Source organism: Pseudomonas caricapapayae, assembly GCF_001400735.1.
In the GTDB taxonomy this organism is placed as follows: domain Bacteria; phylum Pseudomonadota; class Gammaproteobacteria; order Pseudomonadales; family Pseudomonadaceae; genus Aquipseudomonas; species Aquipseudomonas caricapapayae.
This window is the reverse complement of record NZ_LJPW01000058.1, coordinates 20351-43098: the sequence shown is the minus strand read 5'-3', so window position 1 is coordinate 43098 and position 22748 is coordinate 20351. Positions and strand designations below refer to the sequence as shown.

At 57.8% G+C, this 22748-nt stretch carries 28 protein-coding genes and 1 tRNA gene; 12 read left to right on the top strand and 17 right to left on the bottom strand.

The window, feature by feature from the left end; translation table 11 throughout:
* On the top strand, positions 1-1071 hold a 1071-nt coding region (locus ALO80_RS08645; protein ID WP_055008676.1), incomplete at its 5' end, for a DNA-methyltransferase.
* A 7-nt stretch (positions 1072-1078) separates the two neighbouring features.
* Here the strand turns inward: ALO80_RS08645 and ALO80_RS08640 are convergent.
* Entirely contained in the window at positions 1079-1726 is a 648-nt protein-coding gene (locus ALO80_RS08640; protein ID WP_055008674.1) for a DUF2971 domain-containing protein, read from the bottom strand.
* Between the two features lie 85 nt (positions 1727-1811).
* On the opposite strand from ALO80_RS08640, the gene ALO80_RS08635 reads away from it, so the two are divergent.
* The 8 genes from ALO80_RS08635 (at position 1812) to ALO80_RS08610 (ending at position 7149) form a co-directional block, all read left to right on the top strand.
* Positions 1812-2669: a phosphoadenosine phosphosulfate reductase domain-containing protein gene (locus ALO80_RS08635; protein WP_055008673.1), complete on the top strand. Its 858-nt coding sequence runs from the start codon at positions 1812-1814 to the stop codon at positions 2667-2669.
* Positions 2670-2712: 43 nt separating this feature from the next.
* Complete coding sequence (locus tag ALO80_RS08630) at positions 2713-3270, top strand: hypothetical protein (RefSeq protein WP_055008672.1); 558 nt, start codon at positions 2713-2715, stop codon at positions 3268-3270.
* A gap of 214 nt (positions 3271-3484) precedes the next feature.
* Positions 3485-4273: a hypothetical protein gene (locus ALO80_RS08625; RefSeq protein WP_055008675.1), complete on the top strand. Its 789-nt coding sequence runs from the start codon at positions 3485-3487 to the stop codon at positions 4271-4273.
* The gene (locus ALO80_RS29270) at positions 4270-4458 is read left to right on the top strand and encodes a hypothetical protein (RefSeq protein WP_162491670.1); all 189 of its coding nucleotides are present in this window, start codon (positions 4270-4272) and stop codon (positions 4456-4458) included. Before ALO80_RS08625 ends, ALO80_RS29270 begins: the two co-directional genes overlap by 4 nt.
* A gap of 49 nt (positions 4459-4507) precedes the next feature.
* Positions 4508-4858 carry a hypothetical protein gene (locus tag ALO80_RS08620; RefSeq protein ID WP_235812461.1) on the top strand — a complete coding sequence of 117 codons (351 nt, stop codon included), beginning with the start codon at positions 4508-4510 and terminating at the stop codon, positions 4856-4858.
* Between the two features lie 48 nt (positions 4859-4906).
* Positions 4907-5641, top strand: a complete 735-nt coding sequence (locus ALO80_RS08615) for a metallophosphoesterase (protein WP_055008670.1) — start codon at positions 4907-4909, stop codon at positions 5639-5641.
* Positions 5642-5680: 39 nt separating this feature from the next.
* Positions 5681-6097, top strand: a complete 417-nt coding sequence (locus ALO80_RS31965; RefSeq protein ID WP_235812460.1) for a hypothetical protein — start codon at positions 5681-5683, stop codon at positions 6095-6097.
* Positions 5998-7149, top strand: coding sequence for a tyrosine-type recombinase/integrase (locus tag ALO80_RS08610; RefSeq protein ID WP_225231685.1), 1152 nt, complete (start codon positions 5998-6000; stop codon positions 7147-7149). The genes ALO80_RS31965 and ALO80_RS08610 overlap by 100 nt, the downstream gene beginning before the upstream one ends.
* 82 nt (positions 7150-7231) lie before the next feature.
* Here ALO80_RS08610 and ALO80_RS08605 read toward each other — a convergent pair.
* The 9 genes from ALO80_RS08605 to thrS all read right to left on the bottom strand — a co-directional run bounded on the left by ALO80_RS08605 (position 7232) and on the right by thrS (position 14682).
* Positions 7232-7308, bottom strand: a tRNA-Pro gene (locus ALO80_RS08605).
* Between the two features lie 89 nt (positions 7309-7397).
* Positions 7398-7754: a MerR family transcriptional regulator gene (locus ALO80_RS08600; RefSeq protein WP_055008669.1), complete on the bottom strand. Its 357-nt coding sequence runs from the start codon at positions 7752-7754 to the stop codon at positions 7398-7400.
* Entirely contained in the window at positions 7735-8037 is a 303-nt protein-coding gene (gene ihfA / locus ALO80_RS08595; protein ID WP_002553164.1) for an integration host factor subunit alpha, read from the bottom strand. The genes ALO80_RS08600 and ihfA overlap by 20 nt, the downstream gene beginning before the upstream one ends.
* A 3-nt stretch (positions 8038-8040) precedes the next feature.
* Positions 8041-10419: a phenylalanine--tRNA ligase subunit beta gene (gene pheT / locus ALO80_RS08590; protein WP_055008668.1), complete on the bottom strand. Its 2379-nt coding sequence runs from the start codon at positions 10417-10419 to the stop codon at positions 8041-8043.
* Positions 10420-10446: 27 nt separating this feature from the next.
* Complete coding sequence (gene pheS, locus ALO80_RS08585; protein ID WP_055008667.1) at positions 10447-11463, bottom strand: phenylalanine--tRNA ligase subunit alpha; 1017 nt, start codon at positions 11461-11463, stop codon at positions 10447-10449.
* Positions 11464-11567: 104 nt separating this feature from the next.
* A complete protein-coding gene (gene rplT, locus ALO80_RS08580) occupies positions 11568-11924 on the bottom strand; it encodes a 50S ribosomal protein L20 (protein ID WP_002553161.1) in 357 nt (118 codons plus the stop codon).
* 29 nt (positions 11925-11953) lie between these two features.
* Positions 11954-12148: a 50S ribosomal protein L35 gene (gene rpmI / locus ALO80_RS08575; protein WP_002553160.1), complete on the bottom strand. Its 195-nt coding sequence runs from the start codon at positions 12146-12148 to the stop codon at positions 11954-11956.
* A 60-nt stretch (positions 12149-12208) separates the two neighbouring features.
* Positions 12209-12760 carry a translation initiation factor IF-3 gene (gene infC, locus ALO80_RS08570; RefSeq protein WP_170846037.1) on the bottom strand — a complete coding sequence of 184 codons (552 nt, stop codon included), beginning with the start codon at positions 12758-12760 and terminating at the stop codon, positions 12209-12211.
* On the bottom strand, positions 12760-14682 hold the full coding sequence (gene thrS, locus ALO80_RS08565; RefSeq protein ID WP_010433481.1) for a threonine--tRNA ligase: 1923 nt from the start codon (positions 14680-14682) through the stop codon (positions 12760-12762). Before thrS ends, infC begins: the two co-directional genes overlap by 1 nt.
* A 350-nt stretch (positions 14683-15032) precedes the next feature.
* On the opposite strand from thrS, the gene ALO80_RS08560 reads away from it, so the two are divergent.
* Together ALO80_RS08560 and ALO80_RS08555 are read left to right on the top strand one after the other, a co-directional pair.
* A complete protein-coding gene (locus ALO80_RS08560) occupies positions 15033-15341 on the top strand; it encodes a hypothetical protein (RefSeq protein ID WP_055008666.1) in 309 nt (102 codons plus the stop codon).
* 295 nt (positions 15342-15636) lie between these two features.
* Complete coding sequence (locus tag ALO80_RS08555) at positions 15637-15849, top strand: cold-shock protein (protein WP_002553156.1); 213 nt, start codon at positions 15637-15639, stop codon at positions 15847-15849.
* 65 nt (positions 15850-15914) lie between these two features.
* On the opposite strand, the gene ALO80_RS08550 is transcribed toward ALO80_RS08555, so the two are convergent.
* Positions 15915-16250: an I78 family peptidase inhibitor gene (locus ALO80_RS08550; RefSeq protein ID WP_055008665.1), complete on the bottom strand. Its 336-nt coding sequence runs from the start codon at positions 16248-16250 to the stop codon at positions 15915-15917.
* A gap of 292 nt (positions 16251-16542) precedes the next feature.
* Here ALO80_RS08550 and ALO80_RS08545 point away from each other — a divergent pair, with 292 nt between their 5' ends.
* Complete coding sequence (locus ALO80_RS08545; RefSeq protein ID WP_055008664.1) at positions 16543-16737, top strand: hypothetical protein; 195 nt, start codon at positions 16543-16545, stop codon at positions 16735-16737.
* Positions 16738-16764: 27 nt separating this feature from the next.
* Here the strand turns inward: ALO80_RS08545 and ALO80_RS08540 are convergent, their stop codons facing one another.
* Genes ALO80_RS08540 through ALO80_RS08515 form a run of 6 tightly spaced genes read right to left on the bottom strand, consistent with a single transcriptional unit; the run spans position 16765 to position 22726 of the window.
* Complete coding sequence (locus tag ALO80_RS08540; protein ID WP_054985118.1) at positions 16765-17790, bottom strand: nucleoside hydrolase; 1026 nt, start codon at positions 17788-17790, stop codon at positions 16765-16767.
* A gap of 23 nt (positions 17791-17813) precedes the next feature.
* A complete protein-coding gene (gene rbsD, locus ALO80_RS08535) occupies positions 17814-18218 on the bottom strand; it encodes a D-ribose pyranase (RefSeq protein WP_055008663.1) in 405 nt (134 codons plus the stop codon).
* Entirely contained in the window at positions 18215-19135 is a 921-nt protein-coding gene (rbsK, locus tag ALO80_RS08530) for a ribokinase (RefSeq protein ID WP_055008662.1), read from the bottom strand. Before rbsK ends, rbsD begins: the two co-directional genes overlap by 4 nt.
* Positions 19136-19165: 30 nt before the next feature.
* Positions 19166-20182, bottom strand: a complete 1017-nt coding sequence (locus ALO80_RS08525; protein ID WP_055008661.1) for a LacI family DNA-binding transcriptional regulator — start codon at positions 20180-20182, stop codon at positions 19166-19168.
* A gap of 1 nt (position 20183) precedes the next feature.
* Positions 20184-21176, bottom strand: a complete 993-nt coding sequence (locus ALO80_RS08520; RefSeq protein ID WP_055008660.1) for an ABC transporter permease — start codon at positions 21174-21176, stop codon at positions 20184-20186.
* Positions 21173-22726: a sugar ABC transporter ATP-binding protein gene (locus ALO80_RS08515; protein ID WP_055008659.1), complete on the bottom strand. Its 1554-nt coding sequence runs from the start codon at positions 22724-22726 to the stop codon at positions 21173-21175. The genes ALO80_RS08520 and ALO80_RS08515 overlap by 4 nt, the downstream gene beginning before the upstream one ends.
* Positions 22727-22748 lie beyond the last annotated feature (22 nt).

Sequence of the window (22748 nt, the reverse complement as noted above, 5' to 3'; positions counted from 1 at the left end):
GTCGACGTGTTCCGCGAAGTGCGCCGAGTGCTCCGCGCTGACGGCACGATTTGGGTAAACATGGGCGACAGCTACGCCGGCAGCTGGGGCGCGCACGGCCGGGACGACATGGGAGTCGGTGTTTCGACGATCAGCCAGCGCCAGGTGATGGCGAGCCAGCGCAAATCGAAAGCGACAACACATGCCGAGTACAAGCCGAAAGACCTGATGGGCATGCCCTGGCGTCTGGCCTTCGCGCTGCAGGACGACGGCTGGTATCTGAGGCAGGACATCATCTGGCACAAGCCAAACCCCATGCCGGAGTCGACGCGCGACCGCTGCACGAAAGCTCACGAATACCTTTTCCTGCTCAGCAAGTCGCGGCGGTACCACTACGACAGCGACGCAATCAGAGAGCCCGCCAATCTGACCGGTAAGGGAAACGCCAAAGGGTACCGCGGCGGGGCCTACGTGAATGGCTCGACCTTTGACAACGCTGAAGGCGGAAAGCGCACCACCTCTGGCAAAACGGTACCGAATAACGGCGTCGGCTGGGGCCACGGCACAGACAAAGCCTCGCGGAACCGCCCGCGGGTGACCGTACCTACCGGCTGGGACACGTCCACAGGCGAAGTTGGCCACGGCGCCTTCCACAAGGATGGTGCTGAACGGAAGCGGCGGGACAGTTTCAAGCGTGAGGACTCGAAGCGCGAGCAAGCCATTCCCGGCCAGTTAAAAGGCACGCACCGGCCTGACCGGGATGAAAGTACCCACGACACAGCGACGCGCAACAAGCGCAGCGTCTGGACCGTGGCGACCCACGCATTCAAGGAAGCCCACTTCGCGACGTTTCCGCCCGAACTGATCAGGCCATGCATTATTGCAGGCGCGCCGCGCGGCGGTGTGGTCCTGGACCCATTCGGCGGTGCCGGTACCACGTCACTGGTTTCGATGCAGGAAGGTCGCCGGTCGATCATCTGCGAGTTGAACCCAGAATATGCGGCACTCGCCCGCGCCCGGATAGACGCAGCTTGGCTGGATGGCGCTGCTCAGATGGACGTGTTTCGGGACTCGGTACACGGGGCGGGATAGCTGATTGTCACCATTTTCCATCACGGTTTCTAACCATTGCGAAAGATTTGAATGCCGGTCTTACTTTATAGCACTCGATCTTAGATAAGTTGTGGCCCAAAATATCTTGTATTTCCTTGCGACTGATATCTGAAGCAAAACCAACCACGACTTCAGCAAGGCAGATGTCGTCGCTAAATGACTCAAAATAAAGACCTGACTCTGGATCAGGTTTTCCTAGCGAGCCGAACAAACGGACTTCTTCTTCGTATCTCCAGTGGTCAAATTTCGTGAGAAATGCCTCCTCGACCCTCTGGTCTACTTTCTCTGAGTCCCAAGGACGATCTGGTCTGAAGTCAAGACGCTCGGAGACATAGTTTACAGCTGTAACGAACTTGTCGGGAATATCAAATCCCAAGCATATTCCATTGTGCCTATCTGCGTAGTGTGCCCACTGAACCGGGCTGCTCATTGCTCGACTAAAACAGATCATGCCAGCTTCGGCAGCGGTAGACTTTTTGAATGACCCCATGCGTTTACGAAGTTCACGATTATCTAGAGAGTGACAGAACAGCTCAAAGGGATCATTTACCGAGTCAAAAGTGGAAACTTTCAACCTGTTTTTTTCGAGAGCTTCGAGTCCGTATTTTTTGTTGAGAAAGTGATAGCAACGCATTTCGAACTCTCCTGACTAAGAATATTGTCCTTTACAGACTAATACCCCACTTCAACGGCTCACGCCACCCCGGCGAGGAATTCCCATGTCCCCCTACAAAATGTCCGGGACGACGGTTGTCAGCTTTTCCGGTGGCCGGACCAGCGCCTACATGCTGCGCCAGGTGCTGGACGCCAACGATGATCTGGACGATCTGATCGTCGCGTTCGCCAACACCGGCAAGGAACACCCCGCCACCCTCGACTTTGTGAACGAATGCGCGCAGCGCTGGCAGGTGCCCATTGTCTGGCTGGAGTACCGCGATGATGATCGAGGCTTCGCCATCGTCACCTACGAAACCGCCAGCAGGGACGGCGAGCCGTTCGAAGCGCTGATCCGCAAGCGCAGCTATCTGCCCAACCCGGTCACACGGTTCTGCACTATTGACCTCAAAATCAGGGTTATCCACAAATATCTGCGGATGGTTGGATGCTCCACAGAGGAAACCCCGGTCGACATGATGACCGGGATCAGGGCAGACGAGCCACGGCGCGTGGCGAAGATCCGGCACCGCAAGACCACGACAGAGAGCAAGCACGCGACGATGGTGATGCCGCTCGCAGATGCCGGTGTCGGCGTGCAGCAGATCGGAGAGTTCTGGAAGGCTCAGCCGTTTGATCTGGAACTACCGACGATCAATGGCCGCACCCTGGAAGGCAACTGCGACCTGTGTTTTCTCAAAGGTGCAAAGCAGGTCTACTCGATCATTGCCAGCGACCGGAGCAAGGCCGACTGGTGGGCTCGGATGGAACGCACCGCCACCCAGAGCAGCGCCGCCACAACTGACGGCGCGCTGTTCCGTTTCGACCGACCGAGCTATCAGCAGATGCTCGATTACTCGGACACCCAGTTCGATATGTTCGCCGACCACGACGAAGCCATAGCCTGCTTCTGCGGCGACTGACCCCAAATTTCAACGACTCACGCCACCCCGGCGAGGATGAACCATGCTCAATCTCTTCTGGCGACTGCTCGCCAAGGTACTCGCGCGCCCGGCAATCGCTGCCTGGCTCATCACCCGCGCCCAGCGCACCCCATACCTGCACATCCGGTCAGCTGATGGCCAAGAGGTGTACATGGGCCGCTGGTGGCTGTTCAACCCATATGACCGGGAAACGCACCTCGGGCGCATCCGCTGGTGCCCTTGGTCGATCCGGGTACACCACATCATGCGCCCCGACGCCGACCGCGACCTGCACGACCATCCGTGGGATGCGCGCACTGTAATTCTGCGCGGCTGGTACACCGAACAGCGCCTGCTTGAGCACGATGATCCTGTGCTGAGCGGCTTGAACGTACCAGCCAGCGCCCAAGCAACTGAGTACATCGACCGCCGGCCGGGCGACACAGCCCAGCTCAAGCACGGCGAATACCACCGCATCGACGAAGTGTCGCCCGGCGGCGTCTACACCCTCTTCATCACCAGCCGCTGGAAAGGCGACTGGGGCTTTCTGGTCAACGGCGTGAAGGTCGCTTGGCGTGACTACACAGGCGAAAAGTCATGACTGGCAGACCAACCTGCTGGCGTACAGCGGCCCAGGCAGTGCCGAAACAACCGAGTATCACCGCCGAAAGGCCGATACTTGAACTCATAAAGCGCTTCTCCAAGGGTTTGACAGGACCTCACTTTTGCCCGGTGCGCCCGAACACCCCGCAGTAACCACCCCCTCTCAATCAATTCAATGTCAGCCGCGTGTGCGGTATGGCGGAGCTATGCCAATGGAACTTGAAGCCATAACCAGTGAGGCCCAGCTGTGCGCGGTCTTCATGATGGAGTTCAATAGCCTGCCGGGATGGACCTGCCATCCCGAGGCGGCAGGGTTTGATGTGCTTGTTGTCCACGAGGACGGCCGCCAAATAGGCGTCGAAGCGAAGCTGGCTCTGAATGCCAAAGTAGCTGACCAGATTCTGCCCTCGCTTGGGGACGAGTTCTACGGACGTCCCGGTCCCGACCACCGCCTCGTCATTGTCAGCAAGATCACCGACGCCAGCGCGGGAATCAAAAAAATGCTGGAGCACTTGGGCATCCGGGTATTGGTCGCAAGCAAGTACTCCAGGGTGAAAGGTTGCTCCCACGGCTTCAGCATTGACTCGGAGCTGTTCTGGCCAGAGAAGAAACTCCCGAGCTGGGGCTATTACAACCGGATGTTCGACTGGTGGCCTGAACAGCGCTGCAAGGTGCCATCAGTTGTAGAAACCCTGCCCGCCGGTGTCCCCTCGCCCATCCGACTTACCCCATGGAAAGAGTCGGCCCTGCGGGTAATTGCGCAGATGCGGCTTCAAGGCTTTATCACTGCAAAGCAAATTTCATCATTCGGCATTGGCGTGACGGTCTGGACGCAGGCACCCGGAAGTAAGCCTGCATGGCTGGCCCGGGGACCCTCGCGCGGGCAGTGGCTTGAAACAGAGCACATGCCAGCTTTTGACAAACAACACCCTGAAGCTTATGCGCTGGCCGTCGCCGAGGTCGCAGCCAAAGCTAGCGCACCATTGGAGCTGGCGCAGTGATTCCGCGCAAAGGCTGGCTGCGCAGGAGGCTTGAGGCTGGGATGATCCGGATCGCGGCGCGCATCCTCATCGGCCGCAACGTCCAGCGCTCCGCTGTCGTCTCCCGCCGCGACAACAACGACATGTGGTACATGGCCGAGCAATTGGAAGGCATCGCCGAACGAATCTCCTGCCAGTACCCATAACCCCCTTTCCTACAGAGCCTGCCGGTGATCGGCGGGCGGAGCTATGTGCATGAAAATCAGAACAGGCGGATCAAGCGTCACTATCGACGGGCGAACGTTTACAGGCAGTAGCGTAAGCATCGTGGGCGACAAGGTTGTCGTGGATGGTGTCGAGCAAAGCGGCAATCTGGTTGGACCTGTCTTCGTCACGGTAAACGGCAACGCAGAATCAGTGGAGACAGCATCGGGCAAGGTCGAGATTTCAGGCTCTGCAGGTCGAGTGAAGACAATGAGCGGCGACGTTGAATGCGGAGATGTCACCGGCGACGTCGGAACCATGTCCGGCGATGTGAACTGCGGCTCGATTGGCGGCAGCGTCAAGACGATGTCTGGCGATATCAAAGGCAGCGCCAAGCGCTAACCCCCTTCCCTACAGAGCCTGCCGGTGTTCGGCGGGCGAGGAATCCGCATGCTCGAAACAATAGAGGTGGTGCGCATCAAGCGCTTCGCCGAGAACACGGCTGGCCGGGATTTCGCGGTTGGCGACATACACGGGCACTTCACCCGGTTGCAGGCCGCACTGAATGCTGCAGGCTTCAACCCCGCCGTAGATCGGCTATTCAGCGTCGGCGATCTGGTTGACCGCGGCCCAGAGTGCGAAGACGTGATCAAGTGGCTGAACAAGCCGTGGTTTCACCCGGTGCGCGGCAACCATGACGATTACGTCTGCCGGTTCGATACCTGTGACATCGGCAACTGGATGTACAACGGCGGCACCTGGTTCGTTGGCTTGCCGCTGGACGAGCAGAAGAACTATCAGGTCATGTTCGACGAGCTGCCAATCGCGATTGAGGTGGAGACAGCAGGCGGCCTGGTCGGAATCGTCCACGCTGATTGCCCCTTCCCGTCATGGGATGAGCTGCGCGCGGAGCTGGAAAGCCCGTTGACGCGCAAGCGCTTGAAGCAGGTGCACAACAACTGCATGTGGTCGCGCAACCGGATTCAAGATGCTGACGCCTCTGGCGTGTCAGGCATCAAGGCGCTGGTCGTCGGCCATACCCCGCTTCGCCAGCCAGCCATCTTCGGAAACGTTTACCACATCGATACAGCAGGCTGGATGGACGGCCATTTCACGCTGCTGGACCTGGCAACGCTTCAGTGCAACCCGCCGATCAACCCTTTGCTCAGTCACGACTGGGAATAACCCCTTCAGCCGCCCTGCGCGGCCCGGAGCAGTACCTCTATGGCAAACAAATCTGCCGCCCAGGTAGCGCCAATCCTGCCCCGGTTCATCCGGGCAGGTGATGCCTACGGCTATCTGGGCATGTGTCGTGACGAATTTAACAAGACCGTGCGCCCAAACGTTCGGGAATTTCCCATTGGAAAACAAGGCGTCGGCTTTGATCGGCTGGAGCTGGATGCGTGGGCGGATGCCTACGTCGAGAGCAAGGCGATTGAAAAGGCAGTCAATCAGGACAACAATCAGCCTCGCAGCGAGCGTCATGCCGGGGCAACAGGAGCAACGGCATGGCCCAAAAAGCAATCACCGGCCTCCAGAAAATGCCTAACGGCATCTGGAAAATCGACAAAAAATACCGAGGAGAACGAATTCAAGAAAGTACTGGCACTTGTGACCGGGCGGAAGCCGAGCAATACCTGATCCACATGCTGGAAAAACTGAGGCAGCGAAAGGTGTACGGTGTCCGACAGGTTCGGACGTGGAGGGAAGCGTCAATTCGCTTCCTGATGGAAGTCAGGAATCAGCCATCAATCCACATATCAGCCACTTACATGGCGCAGCTCGATCCGTTTATTGGGCACCTGCCGATCACTCATGTTGATGATGATGCGCTGGCACCCTACATCAGATCGAAGCTTGAGCCGGAGAGTGGCAAGCCGGTCACGAATAGAACCGTGAACATCGCGCTGCAACGCGTTATCAGGGTTCTGAATTTGTGCGCAAGGAAATGGCGGGACGAGGAGCGGCGTCCGTGGCTGGACGTTGTTCCGATGATTTCGCTGCTGGACGAGAAGACGAACTGCCGCAAGCCATACCCGCTTTCGTGGGAGGAGCAGTCGATCCTTTTTGCTGAGCTGCCATCACACCTGCAGACAATGGCGATGTTCAAAGTGAACACCGGCTGCCGCGAGCAGGAGGTTTGTAAGCTGCAATGGGATTGGGAGATTGCGGTGCCGGAGCTGGGAACGAGCGTGTTCCTGATCCCGGCTGGCTTTGGTGGGCGAAGCGCGAAGGCCGGCGTGAAAAACCGGGATGAGCGCTTGGTAGTACTGAACGACGTTGCGAAATCGGTTATTGAGCAGCAGCGTGGTAAGCACAAGCTGTTCGTGTTTCCGTTCGGCAAGCCGGATGGTGAAGGTAATGAAACGACGGTTCATCGCATGAATGATTCGGCCTGGAAGAAGGCTCGGATCAGGGCGGCGAAGAAGTGGCAGGAGAAGTACTTGAGGCCAGCGCATGACGGTTTCGCGAGAATCCGCATCCACGACCTCAAGCATTCATTTGGAAGGAGGCTGCGTGCCGCCGGTGTGACCGAGGAAGACCGCAAAGCTTTGCTCGGGCACAAGAACGGAAGCATCACCAGCCACTATTCGGCAGCGGAGCTTGATCAGCTTATTGCAGCGGCAAACAAGGTATCAGTAACCGACTCGCGCGCACCAGCGCTGACGATTTTGAAGAGGAGGCAAGTGTAGGTTCAAAACCCAAGGTCACTCGAAATGTCACTGGCGTAGAAATGAAAAAGCCACCAAAAGGCGGCTAAGTCATTGAATTATATGGTCGGGACGGAGTGATTCGAACACTCGACCCCTAGCACCCCATGCTAGTGCGCTACCGGACTGCGCTACGCCCCGACTAGGCGTGTATCTTTTTTTGCAACCTGCGAAAACGTTGAGGAATATACCCTAAGCATTTGAATTTTGGAAGTATCCTGGCTGATCAATTACGCCTTGAGCATCGCCAGTACGTCTTCCAGCTCGGCAATCATCTCCCTAATCATCTGCTTGTACTGCTGGGTATCATCCTTCGGTTCGCCGCTGGTAAGACGAAGACGGGCACCACCGATGGTGAAGCCCTGATCGTAGAGCAAGCCGCGGATCTGGCGGATCATCAGCACATCCTGGCGCTGATAATACCGACGGTTTCCGCGTCGCTTGACGGGGTTGAGCTGAGGAAACTCCTGCTCCCAATAACGCAAAACGTGCGGTTTTACCGCGCAGAGCTCGCTGACCTCACCGATGGTGAAGTAGCGTTTGCCGGGGATCGGCGGTAGCTCGTCGTTATGACTTGGTTCCAGCATATGCCTCAACTCGGGCCTTCAGCTTCTGCCCTGGACGAAAGGTGACCACACGGCGCGCCGTAATCGGAATCTCTTCACCGGTCTTGGGATTTCTCCCAGGCCGCTGGCGCTTGTCTCGAAGGTCGAAGTTGCCGAAACCTGACAACTTCACCTGCTCGTTATCTTCCAGAGCGTGCCTGATTTCTTCAAAAAACAGTTCGACCAGTTCCTTGGCTTCCCGTTTATTCAGGCCCAGCTCTTCGTACAGACGTTCGGCCATCTCAGCTTTCGTCAGAGCCCCCATACGCTACTTCCTTAACGTGGCGTTTAACCTCTCCTCAAGCGAGGTGAGGATAGCAAGTGTCGTTGCGTTTACCTCATCGTCATTAAGAGTGCGCGATGGATGCTGCCAGGTCAAGCCGACTGCAAGGCTTTTTCTATGTGGATCAATGCCTTTACCCTGGTAAACATCAAATAACCTGAGGTCTGTGAGCCACTCGCCTGCATTTTCACGAATAACGTCCAGAACCGCACTGGCCGAAACCGCCCGATCAGCCAGCAATGCCAGGTCGCGACGTACTTCCGGGAAGCGCGACAGCTCGTGGAATTTCGGCAGACGACCGGTCGACACTTCCGCCAGCACCAGCTCGAAAACAAACACCGGACGGTCCAGGCCTAACGCCTTCGACAGTTCAGGGTGGATGGCACCGAGGAAACCGACTTCACGGCCATCACGTTCGATACGGGCAGTCTGCCCCGGGTGCAAGGCAGAATGCTGACCCGGCGTGAAAGTGAACTCACCCAGCGCACCGGCAAAACCCAGAACCGCTTCGACATCAGCCTTGACGTCGAAGAAGTCGACCGCGTCGCGCCCCTGCGCCCAGCCTTCCGGCAGCCGGCTGCCACAAACAACACCCGCCAGCATCGGCTCTTGCTTCAAGCCGTCGAGCTGACCGACAAAGCGCAAACCGCTCTCGAACAGACGCACTCGATCCTGCTGACGGTTGAGGTTGTGCTGCAAGGCCTTGACCAGACCGGGCCACAGCGAGGCACGCATTGCGGCCATGTCGTTGGAGATAGGATTGGCCAGCAACAATGGTTTGGCGCCCGGCGTGAACAGTTCGAACCATTTCGGATCAATGAAGCTGTAAGTGATCGCTTCCTGATAGCCGCGGGCAACCAGCAGACGACGCAGCTCAGGCAGATCGCCTTTGGCTTCAGCCTTGGCCTGAGGGGCCAGACGGGCCTGCGGGTAACGAACCGGTAGACGGTTGTAGCCGTAAAGACGCGCCAGCTCTTCGATCAGATCGACTTCAAGGCTGATATCAAAGCGATGACTTGGCACTTCAACACGCCATTGCCCGTCAGCCTCGGCAGTGACGGCGAGGCCAAGCCCGGTGAGCAGACGCTCGATTTCGGCGTTTTCGATAACCAGGCCGAGCATCTGCTCGACGCGGCTGGCGCGCAGCGTAACCGGAGCGATAGAAGGCAGATGCTGCTCGCTGACCACTTCGATCACAGGGCCCGCGTCACCGCCAGTAATTTCCAGCAGCAGACCTGTCGCCCGCTCCATCGCTTCACGGGCCAGTTGCCAGTCGACACCTCGCTCGAATCGGTGCGAAGCGTCGGTATGCAAACCATATGAACGCGCCTTGCCAGCCACCGAAATGGTGTCGAAAAATGCGCTTTCCAGGAAAATGTCGCGAGTACCGGCGGTTACGCCGCTGTGCTCGCCACCCATGACACCGGCGATTGCCAGCGCTCGCTGGTGATCGGCGATGACAAGCGTGTCGGCACGCAGGCTGACTTCCTGGCCGTCGAGCAGAACGAGCTTCTCGCCCTCCTCGGCCATGCGCACGCGAATCCCGCCGTTGATTTCAGCCAGATCGAACGCGTGCAGAGGCTGCCCCAGTTCCAGCATCACGTAGTTGGTGATGTCGACAGCAGCGTCGATACTGCGCACGTCGGAGCGGCGCAGACGCTCGACCATCCACAGCGGAGTCGGACGTGACAGGTCAACGTTGCGGATCACACGCCCCAGGTAACGCGGGCAGGCTGCCGGAGCCAGAACTTCAACCGGACGCACTTCATCGTGTACCGCGCTGACCGCAGCTACTTGCGGGCGGGTAACTTCAGCGGCATACAGCGCACCGACTTCACGTGCCAGACCAGCCACCGACAGGCAATCGCCACGGTTCGGGGTCAGGTCGACCTCGATACTGGCGTCATCCAGATTCAGATAGACACGGATGTCCTGACCGACTGGCGCATCGGCGGCCAGTTCCATCAAGCCATCATTGCCCTCACCCGCCTGCAACTCGGCAGCGGAACACAGCATGCCGTTGGACTCGACGCCGCGCAGCTTGGCCTTCTTGATCTTGAAGTCGCCCGGCAGCTCGGCACCGATCATGGCGAACGGGATCTTCAGGCCCGGGCGTACGTTTGGCGCGCCGCAGACGACCTGAAAAGTTTCGCTGCCATTACTGACCTGACACACGCGCAGCTTGTCGGCATCTGGATGCTGTTCGGTGCTCAGCACCTCACCGACCACCACGCCGCTGAAAACGCCGGCGGCCAGCGTCACGCTGTCAACCTCAAGACCGGCCATCGACAGACGAGCAACCAGCTCGTCGCGGGAAACCTGCGGGCTTACCCAGCCACGCAGCCATTGTTCACTGAATTTCATCCTGCTCTCCTGAAAGTTCGTTACGACTTAGCGAAATTGCGCGAGGAACCGCAAATCGTTGTCGAAGAACAGGCGCAAATCATTGACGCCGTAACGCAGCATGGCCAAGCGCTCTACGCCCATGCCAAACGCGAAGCCCTGAAAGTCTTCAGGATCGATACCGGACATGCGCAGCACGTTCGGGTGGACCATGCCGCACCCCATGACTTCAAGCCAGCCAGTCTGTTTGCAGACGCGGCAGCCCTTGCCACTGCACATCACGCATTCCATATCCACTTCGGCCGATGGCTCGGTGAACGGGAAATACGAAGGACGGAAGCGCACAGCCAGCTCTTTTTCGAAGAACACCCGCAGGAACTCTTCGATGGTGCCTTTCAGATCGGCAAAATTGATGTCGCGATCGACCAGCAGACCTTCGATCTGGTGGAACATCGGCGAGTGGGTGATATCGGAGTCGCTGCGGTACACACGCCCAGGGCAGACGATGCGGATCGGCGGCTGCTGCGATTCCATGGTGCGGACCTGTACCGGTGAGGTATGAGTGCGCAACAGCATGTTCGCATTGAAATAGAAGGTGTCATGCATCGACCGGGCCGGGTGGTGGCCTGGGATGTTGAGCGCCTCGAAGTTATGGTAATCGTCTTCAACTTCAGGGCCTTCGGCAATGCCGTAGCCAATGTGCGTGAAAAATTGTTCGATGCGTTCCAGAGTCCGGGTAATCGGGTGCAGACCACCTGAGGTCTGACCGCGACCCGGCAGGGTCACATCGATGCACTCGGCGGCGAGTCTGGCAGTCAGCTCTGCCTGCTCGAACGATGCCTTGCGTGCATTGAGAACCTCTGTGACACGCTCCTTGGCCACGTTGATCAGCGCGCCGACCTGCGGGCGCTCTTCAGCCGGCAGGCTCCCCAGGGTCTTCATCACCTGACTCAACTCGCCTTTCTTGCCAAGGTAGTGAACCCGGATTTGCTCCAGGGCATTGATATCTTCGGCGCTTTGCACAGCCTCAAGAGCTTGAGAGACCAGCGCGTCCAGGTTTTCCATGTACAGACTCCAGATACAAAATAGGGGAAGAGCTGAAGGCTCTTCCCCTATTTATGACGTTTAACACCGACCCCGGCGAACCGGGGCAAGTGATTGTCGGGGACTTAGGCCAAGGTGGCTTTAGCTTTCTCGACAATCGCAGCAAACGCCGCTTTTTCGTTCACTGCCAGATCAGCCAGAACCTTACGGTCGATCTCGATGGACGCTTTTTTCAGGCCGGCAATGAAACGGCTGTAGGACAGACCGTTAACACGAGCACCAGCGTTGATACGAGCGATCCACAGAGCGCGGAACTGACGTTTTTTCTGACGACGGTCACGGTAGGCGTATTGGCCTGCCTTGATTACCGCTTGCTTGGCAACACGGAATACGCGTGAACGCGCGCCGTAGTAGCCTTTTGCAAGTTTCAGAATTTTTTTGTGACGCTTACGGGCAATGACGCCACGCTTTACACGAGCCATGAGTTACTTCCTCTATATCTTGATCAAAATTAACGAAGGCGCAGCATGCGCTCGACTTTTGCCACGTCAGACGGATGCAGCAAGCTGCTACCGCGCAGTTGACGCTTACGCTTTGTCGACATTTTGGTCAGGATGTGGCTCTTGAAAGCGTGTTTATGCTTGATGCCGTTGGCGGTTTTCAAAAACCGCTTAGCTGCACCACTTTTAGTCTTCATCTTTGGCATGTTCGGATACTCCGCATTCAGTTGATAAATATAACCGCAAGGCCTGCCGTGCCCTGGTGGTTATTTCTTCTTTTTCGGGGCGATGACCATGATCAGCTGGCGTCCTTCCATCTTAGGATGCTGTTCGACGGAACCGTATTCGAGCAGGTCACCTTCAACCCGCTTCAACAGCTCCATACCCAGCTCCTGGTGGGCCATCTCACGACCGCGGAATCTCAACGATACCTTGGCCCTGTCCCCGTCACTCAGGAAACGTACCAGGTTGCGTAGTTTTACCTGGTAATCCCCTTCCTCCGTCCCTGGACGAAACTTGATTTCTTTAACTTGGATCTGCTTCTGGTTCTTCTTCGCTGCAGCCACCTGCTTCTTCTTCTCGAAGATCGATTTGCCGTAATCCATCACACGGCAGACCGGAGGGACTGCGTCGGCAGAAATCTCTACCAGATCCAGCTTAGCCTCTTCGGCAATACGAAGCGCTTCATCAATCGAGACGATGCCAATCTGCTCGCCGTCAGCGCCAATTAAACGAACCTCGCGGGCCGAGATATTTTCATTGATCGGGGCCTTGGGTGCAGCTCGTTTATCTTGTCTCATTTCACGCTTAATAATAATTACTCCGTATCTTGGCGACCACGCCGGGAAACCGCTTGTGCGAGGAATTCAGCGAATTGGGCGACCGGCATCGAGCCAAGGTCAGCGCCTTCACGTGTACGCACAGCGACAGTTTGCATTTCAACCTCCCGATCTCCAATCACGAGGAGATAAGGAACCTTGAGCAAAGTATGCTCGCGGATTTTAAAGCCGATCTTTTCATTTCTCAAGTCGGACTTGGCACGAAACCCGCTTTCAGCCAGAGTTTTTTCCACTTCAAGGGCAAAATCGGCCTGTTTGTCAGTGATATTCATGATCACTGCCTGGGTAGGTGCCAGCCAGGCCGGGAACGCGCCTTCGTAATGCTCGATCAGGATTCCGATGAAACGCTCGAAGGAGCCCAGAATCGCACGGTGCAGCATGACCGGATTCTTGCGACTGTTGTCTTCCGAAACGTATTCGGCGCTCAAGCGAATCGGCAAGTTGAAGTCGAGCTGCAAGGTGCCGCATTGCCATACCCGACCGAGACAATCCTTGAGGGAGAACTCGATTTTCGGACCGTAGAACGCGCCCTCGCCCGGCTGCAGGTCGTAAGGCAGACCTGCGCTGTCGAGCGCGGAAGCCAGCGCCGATTCGGCACGATCCCAAAGCTCGTCGGAGCCTACACGTTTTTCAGGGCGAGTGGACAATTTGAGTTCAATGTCCTTGAAACCGAAATCGGCGTAGACATCCAGCGTCAGCTTTATGAATGCGGCGGACTCGGCCTGCATCTGGTCTTCGGTACAGAAGATGTGCGCATCGTCCTGGGTGAAGCCACGTACACGCATGATGCCGTGCAAGGCACCCGACGGCTCGTTACGGTGACAGGCACCGAACTCGGCCAGACGCATCGGCAGCTCGCGGTAGCTCTTCAGGCCCTGATTGAACACCTGCACGTGGCAAGGGCAGTTCATCGGCTTGATCGCGTAGTCGCGGCTTTCAGACTCGGTGGTGAACATGTTGTCGGCGTAGTTGGCCCAGTGCCCGGATTTTTCCCAGAGCGAGCGATCGACAACTTGCGGGGTCTTGATCTCGAGGTAGCCGTTCTCACGCTGCACTTTGCGCATGTACTGCTCAAGCACCTGATACAGAGTCCAGCCCTGCGGATGCCAGAACACCATACCCGGCGCTTCTTCCTGGGTATGGAACAGACCGAGGCGCTTGCCAATCTTGCGGTGATCACGCTTTTCGGCTTCTTCGATGCGCTGGATGTAGGCTGCCAGTTGTTTCTTGTCTGCCCAGGCAGTGCCGTAGACGCGCTGCAATTGCTCGTTCTTGGCATCGCCGCGCCAGTAGGCACCCGACAGCTTGGTCAGCTTGAATGACTTCAGGAAGCGGGTATTCGGCACGTGCGGACCGCGGCACATGTCGACGTATTCTTCATGGTAATACAGGCCCATAGCCTGCTCGTTCGGCATGTCTTCGACCAGACGCAGCTTGTAATCTTCGTGACGGGCGGTGAATACCTCGATCACTTCAGCGCGCGGGGTGACTTTCTTGATGACGTCGTAATCTTTTTCGATCAACTGCTGCATGCGCTGCTCGATCGCCGCCATATCGTCAGGCGTGAACGGGCGCTCGTAGGCAATATCGTAATAGAAGCCGTCGTCGATCACCGGGCCGATGACCATTTTTGCAGTCGGATACAACTGCTTGACCGCATGCCCTACCAGGTGAGCGCAAGAGTGACGGATGATTTCCAGTCCTTCCTGATCCTTGGGGGTGATGATCTGCAGGCTGGCATCGTTCTCGATCAGGTCACAGGCGTCGACAAGCTTGCCGTCGACCTTGCCGGCCACGGTGGCCTTGGCCAGTCCGGCACCGATTGAAAGCGCGACATCGGCTACGGAAACCGCATGATCGAATGAACGTTGACTACCGTCGGGAAGAGTAATAGTTGGCATGGCGCCTCCTCTCCTAGTGGTGACCCCTACCAAAGGTCACGTGGGTTGGGATGAGCCAGTACGTGATCCGGTGGTATGCCTGCCTCACAGTGGCAGGAGCCTTGGGGCCAACCTTGAACCGGACCAGATGACTGGAATGTACGAAAAAACCTGCCTGCGCGGCACCTTAAAGCCATTGACCAAGGGGCGCTTGAAAATAACAGGACGCGCATCCTACCACAGCCAGGCCGGTCAGGACGCACATCAGGGGAAATGAAGCAGAAATAGCACGCCACCTGAACTGGCAGGCGTGATGAGCGTCAGAACCCATCGAGACCCCCGTTCGTTTTTCCAGCAATAAGGAGAACACCATGAAGCTTTCAAATCTGACCAGCCTCCTCGTCTGCGGCGCCGCTTTGATCCCTCTGGGCGCTCACGCCGCGATGGACAGCGCCACACGCAACACCTTTACCAAGGAATGCGTTGCTGCGGCTACACAACAGGGCGTGAATGACAAAGCGGCTGTCGCAGCTCATTGTGAATGCGGTGCAAAACAGGTAGAGGCTCATTTCACCGATAAAGAGATAGCGTCGCTCAGTGATACCAACGCTACCCCTCCTGCCGCCCTGACGGCGAAAGTAGAGAAACTGGTCAGAGAAAACTGCACCGGAACAAAATAATCATTTTTTTCAGTCGGGGTAGAACGAGCCCATCAGACACCTGCAAGGCTCGACCCCGACTGGCCTGAAAGCCATTGAAATCATGGGTTTCGGAGCGAACGCCAGCCACCGGCCAGCGCTGTGTCCAAGGCGTCGGACAGCCGTTTCCAGAGTATGACGCGCTGCATATACGGGACCTTTACTCAATGCACCCACCTTAGTAGCTGTTTTTTTGCGCATTTCGACTATGATAGCCCGGTGTGCCCAGTTGGCCTGAGCAGCACGTTATTGAAAATTATGTTTCTGGAGATACACCATGTCTAATCGCCAAACCGGCACCGTAAAATGGTTCAACGATGAAAAAGGCTTCGGCTTTATCACTCCACAAGGTGGCGGTGACGACCTGTTCGTACACTTCAAAGCGATCGAAAGCGACGGTTTCAAAAGCCTGAAAGAAGGTCAGACCGTTTCTTTTGTTGCTGCTAAAGGCCAGAAAGGCATGCAAGCAGAGCAAGTTCGGGTTGACTGATTCACCTGAAACAAAAAAACCCCGTCACTGACGGGGTTTTTTATGCGCAGACTAAACGTAGCGATTCAGCCGCAATTGATACGCGTAACCTTCCCCGAAGCGTCGGTGTTGACATTTACCCGCTCGGATCGATATTCCAGCGTGACCATGTCGTCAGGGCCAAGAATGCGTGCATCCTGAGAGCCGGAACGGGCGCGCACTTGAGAAAGAAGGTCTATTGAGGCTGGCTTGCCGATTGCGAACTGGGCAAGCCCTGCATCACAGCGGCCCGGTATGGCATTGCTGGCCGGCGCATCCGCCTTTACGGACGCTTCAGCGCTCGAATCAGAGGCTGTGCTACTGCATCCGGCCACCAACGACGCCACGACCACAAAACCCAATGTTGCGAATTTCCGGGGCATACACCCTCCTCTGCCTATAAACATTTCCAGACCTGTCCGACCGCATTCAGGCGCGTTGGTTGCACGTCCGGGCATAGATGGTAGCTGTAACCTGTTGATCTGCCTCGGCTTCACACAAGGCGTGCGACGAAATCGTCACAAAACGTTTACCGATGGCATTCATCGAATGGGCTATCAAGATGAGATGTAAGTAGAAGTGTCAAAATGCGCGCGGAATGGTTTACTGCCAGAGACGCAAGCGCCGGGAAGCGAACAGCGTGGTGCGTGACCCTTCACTGGAGATCAGACAGACATGACAGCCATAACCCTGGACGCGGACATCAAGGCCAGGTGGCCTCAGGGCCACTGCTCGCATAGCCCTGGAAACCCGGAAGAGCTGATGATCATCGCAGTCGACCTGCTGATCAAGGAACTGGGCACCGAGGGTGCCCGAGCCTTCATCAGTCAGGTGCTGAGTCGTTATTCTGCGGCAGGGCTACCCGTCTGAAATGCCCTGTCGTGCAGGCATGACGGGTTACTTCAGTCGCGCCAGACGCTCGGTCAGCAGATCGAAGAAACCCTGAGCATCGCCATTCTCGACCCAGAATACGTTTTGTGGCTGCTTGAGCGTGCCGTACCAGTCAGCCACCGTCTGACCGAAACCAATGCCCTCACGGGTATCGACCGCAACGTTGATCTGCCGCCCGGAAAACAACTCGGGTTTAAGCAACCAGGCCATGACACTGGCATCGTGCACCGGCCCACCAGGCAGACCGTAATGCTCCATATCAAGCTTGACGTATTCGTTGAGAATTCCGTCGACCAGTTTGCCAGCATTATTGCCCAATGCAGCGATCTGTTTGAGACGCTGTTCGCTGGTCAGTATCTTATGGGTCACGTCCAACGGTATGTACGTGAGTTTTACACCGCTGGCCAGGACGATCTGCGCGGCATGCGGGTCGGCGAACAGATTGAACTCGGCAACCGGCGTGATGTTGCCGCCGTTGAAATGAGCACCGCCCATGACCACGACTTCCTTGATGCCCTGAGTGATTTCCGGTGCCTGCACCAAAGCCAGCGCAAGATTGGTCTGCGGACCCAGCATGGCGATGGTGATGCTGTGCGGCTTAGCCTTGCTCAAGGTACGAATCAGGTAATCGACAGCGTTGCCTTCGGCCAGCCCCTTGGCCGGCTCATGCACGGGCACGCCCGGCAGGCCTTCCTGACCGTGAACATTCTCGGCGTAGATTGGCGTACGCACCAAAGGCTTGGGCGCTCCCGCATACACCGGCACTTCCTCGCGCCCGGCCCATTCGCGTGCCAGCCTGGCGTTACGCGATGTCTTGTCCAGACGGACATTGCCGGCCACAGTCGTGATAGCCATCACGTTCAGTTCTTCGGGTGACGCCAGCGCAAGCAACAGCGCAACGACGTCGTCCGCGCCCGGGTCGGTATCGATGATCAGATCACGCTTTTCTGCCGCCTGAACGGCCGCGGTACTCAGTATGGACAAGAGCAAGGCTCCACGAATGAACTGCCTGGAAAACTGCATCAACGTCATATGAAACTCCCTTTCTTGAATAGCTAGAACACAACTCCGGACACCAGCGCCACATTACTGTACGGCTGACATTCTCCGGTACGGATGATTGCCTTGGCCTTGCGGCTCAGGACTTTCAGGTCTTCATGGCTTATCCAGCGCTGCTGACCCAATTGATCATCGAGGTTCAGACTTTCGATAACCTGCAATGCAGGCGGCTTGATCTCGGCCATTTCGCTGGCGAGCACATGACTTTCAACCTGCATTTCACTCAGCACGACATCCAGCACACTGATGAAATCCGGCACGCCACGGGTGAGTGCCAGGTCGATCAGTTCGACGCCTGCCGGCACTGGCATTCCCGCGTCGACGATCATCAGGATGTCGCCGTGGCCCAGCGAAGCAATCACGCGGGACAAGGCAATATTGAGTAACGGCGTCTTTTTCATAGCGAATTGAATTCCTGTACTTCCTCGAATGCAGGGATGGACGGCTGCGCACCTGCCCGGGTGACGGAGATGGCAGCGGCAGCCTGGCCGAAACGAATTGCCTGCAATTCACTTTGACCGCCAGCCAGCGCTGCGGCAAAACCGCCGACAAAGGTATCACCTGCGGCGGTGGTGTCCACGGCTTGTACGCGACGCGCAGGAATGTGCTCCACGCCAGCAGCACTGGCGAACAGGGTTCCGCGCTCGCCAAGGGTAATGATCACGTTGCGCGCCCCGGCCGCCAGCATCGCGGCTGCCGCCTTTTCAGCCGCAACCGAGGAGTCGACGGTCACGCCGGTCAGGGTCTGCGCTTCGCTTTCATTGGGGATCAGGTAATCAATCAGGCCATACCAGTTTGCCGGCAAGGGCTCGCCGGCCGGAGCAGGATTGAGGATGACGGTCTTGCCCAGCGCACGAGCACGGGCCAGGGTGTGAAAGACTGTGTCGGTCGGCACTTCAAGCTGACAGATGACGATGTCTGAATCCGCCAGCAGCGCATCAAAGCGCTCGATCAGCGTCGGGCTGAGGCAGCCATTGCCGCCCGCAACAATAACAATGGCATTCTGACTGCTGGCGTCGACCACAATCGAGGCAATCCCGGTAGGCACTCCCTCTACGACCGTCACGGCCTGGCAGTCGATACCCTCGGCCAGCAGCGCTGCGCGCAATTGCTCCCCGTAGGCATCGGCACCCACACAGCCGATCATTGCCACGCGGGCGCCCAGACGCGCTGCGGCAACCGCCTGATTGGCCCCTTTACCGCCAGGCACCGTGTCGAATGTTTCCCCGCTCAACGTTTCTCCCGGGCGCGGCAGACGCTGGGCGCGGATGACCAGGTCCATGTTCAGACTGCCCACTATCACTACTTTTGCTTGCATGGCTCATTAATCCGTTGCTGTGCGTGCGCGTCATTCGTTGGACAAAGTGTTCGGCGCTGCCGTGGACTCGCGCACCACGACGCAGGGCGTCACGAGTCTTTTTTCGACAGGAAGTGCATGAGGTGCGGCGATTCTGCCTAACAGCATTTCAGCGGCGGTTTCGCCCAATTGCATGATCGATTGCCCCACAGTGGTAAGGGCCGGATACACATAGCGGCTCATCTGGATATCATCAAAACCGATCACCGAGAGATCCTGTGGTACGCGAATCGAGCGCTCGGCTGCAGCGCGCAGCACACCGATGGCAATGACATCGTTGCCGGCAAAGATCGCTGTCGGTGCATGCCCGGCAAGCAGCAGCCCCGCAGCCTCGTGGCCAGCTGAACTGGTAAATTCGCTGTGCACCGCCCAACCGGCAGCGACCTCTATCGAAGCCTGCTGCATGGCGCGCCGGTAACCGGCCAGGCGCATTTCGGCAACCATGCTCTCGCGTGGCCCGCCAATGCAGGCGATGTGGCGATGCCCTAGGTCGAGCAAATGTCGGGTTGCCAGCCAGGCGCCTTGCTCATGATCGATGCGTACCATATCGGCTTCAAGGCCCTGCAACTCGCGGTCAACGATTACCAGCGGCGTACGCACCTCGGTCAGGCCACAGGCAACGCTGGCATCACCTGCCACAGACGAAACAATCAGCCCGTCGACGCGCTTTTCAAGCAAGACACGCAGGTAGCTGCGCTGTTTGTCCGGGTTATCGTCGGAGTTGCAGAGGATCACGCAAAAACCGTTGCGCTCGCAGTAGTCTTCGATGCCCCTCGCCAGCTCGGCGAAATAGGGGTTCATGCCATTGGGAATCAACAGGCCGATGGTCGACGTAGTCTTGGCTTTCAGCGAGCGCGCCACTGCGCTGGGCACGTAATCGAGCTGGGCAATGGCGGCTTCGACCTTGAGCCTGACCGGCTCGCTCACCGGCCGGGTCTTGTTCAGCACGTGGGAGACCGTGGTGTATGAGATCCCCGCCAGCGCGGCCACATCCTTGATGGTCGCCATATCAGCCCTGGCGCCGTGCCCGATGGCTGCGATAGGTGTCCAGTATCACAGCAATGACGATAACGGCACCGGTGATGATGCGCTTGGTCGGCTCGGTCGCGCCGATCTGCGCCAGGCCTGCCGCGAGCACCGAGATGATCAACACCCCGAAAAAGGTGCTGATGATCGAACCGCGCCCGCCCATCAGGCTGGTGCCACCGATGACGACTGCGGCAATGACTTGCAGCTCCAGCCCGGCACCGGCATTCGGGTCGGCAGCCTCCAGTCGGGAAATCTGAAACAGCGCCGCCACGCCGGCCAACAGCCCCATCAGTGAAAACACCAGAATCTTGTAGGGTTTGGGATTGATACCCGCCAGACGTACGGCCTCTTCATTGGTGCCGATGCCGATCAGGTAGCGACCGAAAACGGTGCGGGTCAGCACTGCCTGGGCGACGAATATGACCAGCAACGCAATGATAAAAGACGGCGCAATGCCGAACGCGATCGGGTCGGACAGCCATGCGAACGAATCACCGATGTAAGCCGTGCGCGAATTAGTCATCTGGTAGGCCGCGCCACGAGCCATCTCCAGCACACCTAGCGACACGATGAACGAAGGAATGCGCCAAGACACGGTGATGGAGCCGGTAATGGTGCCCGCCAGCGTCGCACAGGCGATGCCCAGCAACGCAGCCGGAAACACGCTCCAGCCCCATCCCAGAATTGCCACACTCACGGCCGAAGCAGCCAGCGCCAGCACAGACCCGACTGACAGATCGATACCGCCAATGATGAGAATCAGCGTCATACCGACCGACAAGACCATCAGGTCCGGGATCTGGTTGGCCAGCATGCTGAATGTCTGATAGGACAGGAAATGGTCGCTGAGCAATGAAAACAGCACGATCATCACCAGCAACGCACCCGCCAGCCCGAGGTAAGTACCAAGACCGAAGTAATTGCCGCCGCGACGGACCGGCACTGTCAGTGTCGGAGAAGGAGTATTTTTCATGAGTCGTTCCTGGGCGCGGCGTCATTGAGCAGCGCATCACGTTTCTGATAACCGGCGAAGGCAGCGGCAAGCAATTGGTCCTGGGTCCAGCTGTCACGCTCAAACGTATCGATCAGCCGACCGGCAGACAGCACGCCGATCCGGTCGCAGATCAACATCAGTTCGCGAAGATCACTGGACACCACTACCAGGGCCCTGCCCTGACGGGTCAATTCGGCCAGCAGCGTGTAGATATCGAATTTGGCACCGACGTCGATGCCTCGCGTCGGTTCGTCGAACAGCATCACCGGGCAATCACGCTCCAGCCAGCGACCGATCACAACCTTCTGCTGGTTGCCGCCTGACAGCTCGGAGACCAATTGACCGGGACTGGAACTGCGAATACGCATGGCAGCGACCTGCCGCTGCGCCAGCTTGTGTTCGTCGTCGGTATTGACCACGCCTGCTTTGGAGATCGAATGCATGTTGCCCAGCGCGATGTTGGCGCTGATTGATTGCGACATCAGCAGGCCCTCGCCCTTGCGGTCCTCCGTGATCAGAGCAATGCCATGCTCCACAGCGTCCGCCGGCGAGCGGATGCTGACAGGTTGCAGCGGCCTCCCCACTTCAATAGCACCACTGTCGGCAACGTCTGCGCCGTAGATCAGGCGCAGCAACTCGGTGCGCCCGGCACCGATCAGCCCGGAAATACCGAAAATTTCGCCACGTCGCACATCAAACGAAACATCCTGAACCTTGCCGGCACGACTGAGCCCCTTGACTGAAAGCGCCACGTCACCAATCTGCCGGGCCCCCATGTCCATGTGTTCGCCAAGTTCACGGCCGACCATCAAGGTCACCAGTTGCTCGCTGTTGTAACGAGCAATCGGCTCGACGCACACCAGTTTGCCATCGCGCAGCACAGCGATGCGCTGAGAGACTCTGGCAAGCTCTTCAAGCCGGTGGGATATGTAGATGATCGAAACGCCACGGGCCTGCAATCGAGTGATCTGCTCAAAGAGCATTTCCACCTCGCGGGAGGTGAGCATGGCTGTCGGCTCGTCGAGGATCAGCACATGGCAGTCGCCGACCAGATTGCGAGCGATCTCGACCATCTGCTGATGACCGATGCCCAACTCACCGACCAGCGTGTCAGGATCGATGGCGTCCAGACCTACTTGAGCCATTGCCTTGATTGCGTTTTCACGCAGGCGTTTACGGTCGATCCAGCCAGCGCGCCGCGGCAGGTCGTCAAGAAACAGGTTTTCGGCAACGGTCAGGGTCGGTAACAGGTTCAGCTCCTGCATGACCATGCGGATACCGAGTTTTTCGGCCTGGGTGCGACTCGCAGGCTCATATGGCCGACCCTGAAACTCCATGCGCCCGGTAGTAGGCGTCACCAGCCCGCCAATTATTTTCGACAAGGTGCTTTTACCAGCACCGTTTTCCCCGGTCAGGGCCAGCACTTCACCGCGCATCAACGTCAGATCGACGTCGCCAAGCACGGGTTGAGCGTAGGTTTTACCGATGCCACTGACCGAAAGAACAGCTGTCTGAGCAGACGCTGACATACATTTCTCCCAGTGCCCGCCC

Coding starts and splice junctions, on each gene's coding strand:
- pheT (WP_055008668.1), bottom strand. CDS start 10,419: ATGAAATTCAGTGAACAATGGCTGCGTGGCTGGGTAAGCCCGCAGGTT.
- ALO80_RS08600 (WP_055008669.1), bottom strand. CDS start 7,754: ATGCTGGAACCAAGTCATAACGACGAGCTACCGCCGATCCCCGGCAAA.
- ALO80_RS08555 (WP_002553156.1), top strand. CDS start 15,637: ATGTCTAATCGCCAAACCGGCACCGTAAAATGGTTCAACGATGAAAAA.
- ALO80_RS08545 (WP_055008664.1), top strand. CDS start 16,543: ATGACAGCCATAACCCTGGACGCGGACATCAAGGCCAGGTGGCCTCAG.
- ALO80_RS08615 (WP_055008670.1), top strand. CDS start 4,907: ATGCTCGAAACAATAGAGGTGGTGCGCATCAAGCGCTTCGCCGAGAAC.
- pheS (WP_055008667.1), bottom strand. CDS start 11,463: ATGGAAAACCTGGACGCGCTGGTCTCTCAAGCTCTTGAGGCTGTGCAA.
- ALO80_RS08515 (WP_055008659.1), bottom strand. CDS start 22,726: ATGTCAGCGTCTGCTCAGACAGCTGTTCTTTCGGTCAGTGGCATCGGT.
- ALO80_RS08630 (WP_055008672.1), top strand. CDS start 2,713: ATGCTCAATCTCTTCTGGCGACTGCTCGCCAAGGTACTCGCGCGCCCG.
- ALO80_RS08560 (WP_055008666.1), top strand. CDS start 15,033: ATGAAGCTTTCAAATCTGACCAGCCTCCTCGTCTGCGGCGCCGCTTTG.
- ALO80_RS08525 (WP_055008661.1), bottom strand. CDS start 20,182: ATGGCGACCATCAAGGATGTGGCCGCGCTGGCGGGGATCTCATACACC.
- rplT (WP_002553161.1), bottom strand. CDS start 11,924: ATGGCTCGTGTAAAGCGTGGCGTCATTGCCCGTAAGCGTCACAAAAAA.
- ALO80_RS31965 (WP_235812460.1), top strand. CDS start 5,681: ATGGCAAACAAATCTGCCGCCCAGGTAGCGCCAATCCTGCCCCGGTTC.
- ALO80_RS08620 (WP_235812461.1), top strand. CDS start 4,508: ATGAAAATCAGAACAGGCGGATCAAGCGTCACTATCGACGGGCGAACG.
- ALO80_RS08635 (WP_055008673.1), top strand. CDS start 1,812: ATGTCCCCCTACAAAATGTCCGGGACGACGGTTGTCAGCTTTTCCGGT.
- thrS (WP_010433481.1), bottom strand. CDS start 14,682: ATGCCAACTATTACTCTTCCCGACGGTAGTCAACGTTCATTCGATCAT.
- ALO80_RS08540 (WP_054985118.1), bottom strand. CDS start 17,790: ATGACGTTGATGCAGTTTTCCAGGCAGTTCATTCGTGGAGCCTTGCTC.
- ALO80_RS08610 (WP_225231685.1), top strand. CDS start 5,998: ATGCCTAACGGCATCTGGAAAATCGACAAAAAATACCGAGGAGAACGA.
- ALO80_RS08640 (WP_055008674.1), bottom strand. CDS start 1,726: ATGCGTTGCTATCACTTTCTCAACAAAAAATACGGACTCGAAGCTCTC.
- rbsD (WP_055008663.1), bottom strand. CDS start 18,218: ATGAAAAAGACGCCGTTACTCAATATTGCCTTGTCCCGCGTGATTGCT.
- ALO80_RS08520 (WP_055008660.1), bottom strand. CDS start 21,176: ATGAAAAATACTCCTTCTCCGACACTGACAGTGCCGGTCCGTCGCGGC.
- ihfA (WP_002553164.1), bottom strand. CDS start 8,037: ATGGGGGCTCTGACGAAAGCTGAGATGGCCGAACGTCTGTACGAAGAG.
- rpmI (WP_002553160.1), bottom strand. CDS start 12,148: ATGCCAAAGATGAAGACTAAAAGTGGTGCAGCTAAGCGGTTTTTGAAA.
- ALO80_RS08550 (WP_055008665.1), bottom strand. CDS start 16,250: ATGCCCCGGAAATTCGCAACATTGGGTTTTGTGGTCGTGGCGTCGTTG.
- ALO80_RS08625 (WP_055008675.1), top strand. CDS start 3,485: ATGGAACTTGAAGCCATAACCAGTGAGGCCCAGCTGTGCGCGGTCTTC.
- rbsK (WP_055008662.1), bottom strand. CDS start 19,135: ATGCAAGCAAAAGTAGTGATAGTGGGCAGTCTGAACATGGACCTGGTC.